Source organism: Campylobacter sp. MIT 21-1684, from assembly GCF_026241315.1.
Classification (GTDB): domain Bacteria; phylum Campylobacterota; class Campylobacteria; order Campylobacterales; family Campylobacteraceae; genus Campylobacter_D.
Map to the genome: position 1 here is coordinate 1 of NZ_JAPHNA010000038.1, position 3,523 is coordinate 3,523.

A 3,523-nucleotide genomic window follows, 5' to 3' on the forward strand; every position below is an offset into this window, starting at 1 on the left:
TATTTTCTAAATCGCTACAAGTTTAACAGACTTTAATGCTTTTGCTTTGAGCTAGCAGAGCCTAAACGGAATGCACAATATGAAAAAGATTCTAAATAGAAGCTGTAAAATGTAAATGTCGCGTGAGAAAATTTGATACACAAGGATAAATATGAAATTTGTAATTTTTAATAATATTAAAATGCCAATTTTAGGTTATGGTATGTTTGAGATCGAAGTTTGAAAATTGTAGAGGATTAAAATAGTGTAGTGGTATTGATAGCGTATTATAATGAAATGGAAACAGTGATTAAAACGACTTAAAAAATTTTCAACTATGGGCGAAAAAGAAATCTTGCGTTGCTGTGAGTTTCAATTCGGAAGTATAGATTTGATTTATTTTCTTTACTTAGAGGACATTCTATAAAGAGGACAAAGCGTTATCTTGGTTGTCATAGAGGCTTGTAGTATTTGATAAAAAATTTAATGTTCCATTGTATTTTTTGCTTCAATACCAAGTAGATTGAAAGCTGTTTTAATGCTTAAGGCAACGACAGCAAAAAGCTTTAAAAGAGCATCTTCATTCTGTGCTCCAAGGACTTTGTTTTCATTATAGAATTTATGAAAGAGTGCCGCGAGATTTTTTAGATAATCTGTAATTTTTTGCAAGGATCTTGTTTCAAATGCATCATTTAGTACAGAAGATAAATTTAAAGCTTCAAAGAGCAAATTAATACCTTCTTCATTTAAAGAATTTAAATTAGCACCGATAATATCTTTGTATTCTTTTTTTGCTTTTACAAAGACTTGATGAATCCTTGCGTGAGCGTAGTTTATGTAAAAAACAGGGTTGGAGTTATCTTGCTTTTTTAGATCATTAATGTCAAATTCTAAATGTGTATCACATCTCTTGCTTAAAAATAAAAATCTTAAAGAGTCACTTCCAACTTCATCTATGATTTCACTCATTAAGATGAAATTTCCAGCTCTTTTGCTCATTTTATAAGGTTCTTTATCTTTAAGTAAAGATACCATTTGAGCTAATATGATTTCTAGTTTATTTGGGTCAAAACCTAGAAATTGCATAGCTGCTTTCATTCTAAGAATATAGCCGTGATGGTCAGCTCCCCAAATATTAATACACTTATCATAAGCTCTGCTCATTTTGTCATTATGATATACTATATCAGCCGCTAGATAGGTTCCACGACCATCTTCTCGTATAATAACTCTATCTTTTTCATCACCAAGTTTTGAGGAAGCAAGCCAAATTTTACCATCTTTTTTGTAGCTTGCTTTTTGTGTATAGAGATTCTGTAATACAGAATCTAAATGCTTATAATAGAAACTTTCATTGACGTAGCTATCGATTTGAATTTTTGCTTGTGCTAGATCGTATTTAATAAGAGCAAGCATTTTATCTTTAGCCCAAGAAGCTAAAATAGGAAGATTAGCTTCGATGAAAAAGTCTTTTTCAAAATGAGTTAAAGCTTCTTTAGCTAGTTCTTTAATGTATTCGCCTTTATAGTATTCTTGTGGATAAGAAACTGTTTCATTGCACAGTTCTTTTATCGCAAGAAACAAAGAAAGTCCCAAAAGATGGATTTGATTACCTGCATCATTAACATAGTATTCTGTATCGAATTTATACCCTAAATGTTTTGCAACTCGAGCTAAAGTATCACCAAAAATAGCCCCTCTTGCATGTCCTATATGCAGAGGACCTGTTGGATTTGCACTAACGTATTCAAGTAAAAAACTTTGTTCTTTAGGGTTTGCTTTTGCAAAAGTATTTGGATTTTGCAAAGCTTTTGTTGCAAGAGTATTAAGGAAAGCTTTAGAAAGACGAAAATTTAAGTATCCATTGACAGCTTGTACTTTTTCAAAATAAAAATCGTTTTGAGTTTTAAAAACAAGCTCTTGGGCTATGAGTATTGGAGATTTTTTAATTTCTTTTGCTAAAGAAAAAGCTAAAGGTGTGGCAAAATGAGCTAAATTTTTATCTTTAGGGTTTTCAAGTATAAAATCTCTACCTAAAACTTTAGAAAGTTGCTTATAAATATCGTTTTTCAAGCTTAGACTTTTTTATTCTCATTGAAATCGGCGTTTTGCTCAGTTTTTACAGTTGTTTCATTTGGTTTTTCACTAATTTTTTGAGTGTTTTTTACTTGCTCATCAGTATTCATTTCATCTTTGAAAGTTTTAATACCTTTTCCTAAACCTTTAGCAAGTTCTGGGATTTTTTTTGCTCCAAAAAGCAAAACGATAATAAGTAAGATAATAAGCCATTGAGTTCCGCTTGGCATATGCATTTTATTCTCCTTTATTCCATAAGTTTTTAATTTGCTCTATATCTTGATTTTGAGTCCGTAATTTTTGCACTATGAAAATAGATTTTAAAGCTTCATAGCTTTGTTGTAAATCTTCATTAATAATGAGATAATCATACTTTTCAAGTTCTGCCATTTCTGTATTTGCGTTTTCTAATCTTTTTTGTAAGTCTTTTATTGTATCGGTATTTCGCTTAAGAAGTCTTTTTTCTAGCTCTTTTTTATTTTTTGTAGTAATAAAAACAGTAACAATTCTTTCCTTGAGTTTATGTTTTGTTATATGAAAGCCCTGTGTGTCAATATCAAAAATAACTGTTTTGCCATTGTTTAAAGCTTGTTGAACATTCTTAAGTGAGGTGCCATAGTAGTTTTCGTGCACTTTTGCCCATTCTAAAAAATCTCCCTTATTGATACTTTCTTTAAATTCTTTATGGGTAATGAAGTGATAATGCACACCATCTACTTCATCAGCTCTTTTTGTTCTTGTCGTTGAAGAGATGGAAAAGTAAAGCTCATTCTCAAATTCATCAAAAAGCTTTCTTAATAAAGTTGATTTTCCAGAACCGCTTGGACCTGAAAGCAATAAAATGAAAGTTTTCAATGTTTATCCTCATTAAAACTTATATTAATGTGAATATTCATATTCATACCTTTTAAAGCAGCTTTTAAAGTTTCATCTTTGATGCTTGAAGTGATAGCTCCTGCTATGCTTTGGGAAAGTTCATTGACAATTTCATTATTTTGTTCATTTTGCCCTAGTGTAAAATCGGAAGTTTCTTGTTGAGTTTCTTCTCGAATTTCTTCTCCTAGAGCTCTTTTAATATCGTTTTCTTCAAGGTCATCAAAATCATTATTGTGAAAATTTGGTACTATAAGTTCTTCATTGTGAATGCCAAGCTCTTCTTCATCTAGAATAGGTGTTTTTTTGAAACTTTCTAAAATTTCTGTATTTTCTTGTGGAATGTTGTGCTCAAGTTCATCAAGTTGAGTGAGTTCTTGTTGTATTTGCTCTTGAGCGCTTAAATTAAGTTTGGAATTTTCATTTTCAAGTTTTTGTTCTTCTTCTAGTACAGGTATAATGTCTTTAAATTCTTCATCTTGTTTTTCATCTTTTTGTCCTAAGAATTCAGCATCTTGAGGTAAATCATCAAAATCAAGTTCTTTCTCTTGCTCTTCTACCGCAATAAAATCGTCATCAGCTAAATCGTTTTCAT

Annotated in this window: 3 protein-coding genes and 1 pseudogene; all 4 read right to left on the bottom strand. The window is 30.6% G+C overall.

Annotated elements, in window-relative coordinates; genetic code table 11:
• Nucleotides 1-462 precede the first annotated feature (462 nt).
• Nucleotides 463-2,052 (bottom strand): arginine--tRNA ligase, encoded by a 1,590-nt coding sequence (gene argS / locus OQH62_RS08300; protein WP_266016066.1) that lies wholly within the window; start codon nucleotides 2,050-2,052, stop codon nucleotides 463-465.
• Between the two features lie 2 nt (nucleotides 2,053-2,054).
• Complete coding sequence (locus tag OQH62_RS08305; RefSeq protein WP_266016067.1) at nucleotides 2,055-2,291, bottom strand: twin-arginine translocase TatA/TatE family subunit; 237 nt, start codon at nucleotides 2,289-2,291, stop codon at nucleotides 2,055-2,057.
• 1 nt (nucleotide 2,292) lies between these two features.
• The gene (gene gmk / locus OQH62_RS08310) at nucleotides 2,293-2,910 is read right to left on the bottom strand and encodes a guanylate kinase (protein WP_266016068.1); all 618 of its coding nucleotides are present in this window, start codon (nucleotides 2,908-2,910) and stop codon (nucleotides 2,293-2,295) included.
• A pseudogene (locus tag OQH62_RS08315) lies at nucleotides 2,907-3,523 on the bottom strand (hypothetical protein); the annotation flags it as partial. The gene gmk and the pseudogene OQH62_RS08315, both read right to left, overlap by 4 nt.

Coding starts and splice junctions, on each gene's coding strand:
- OQH62_RS08305 (WP_266016067.1), bottom strand. CDS start 2,291: ATGCATATGCCAAGCGGAACTCAATGGCTTATTATCTTACTTATTATC.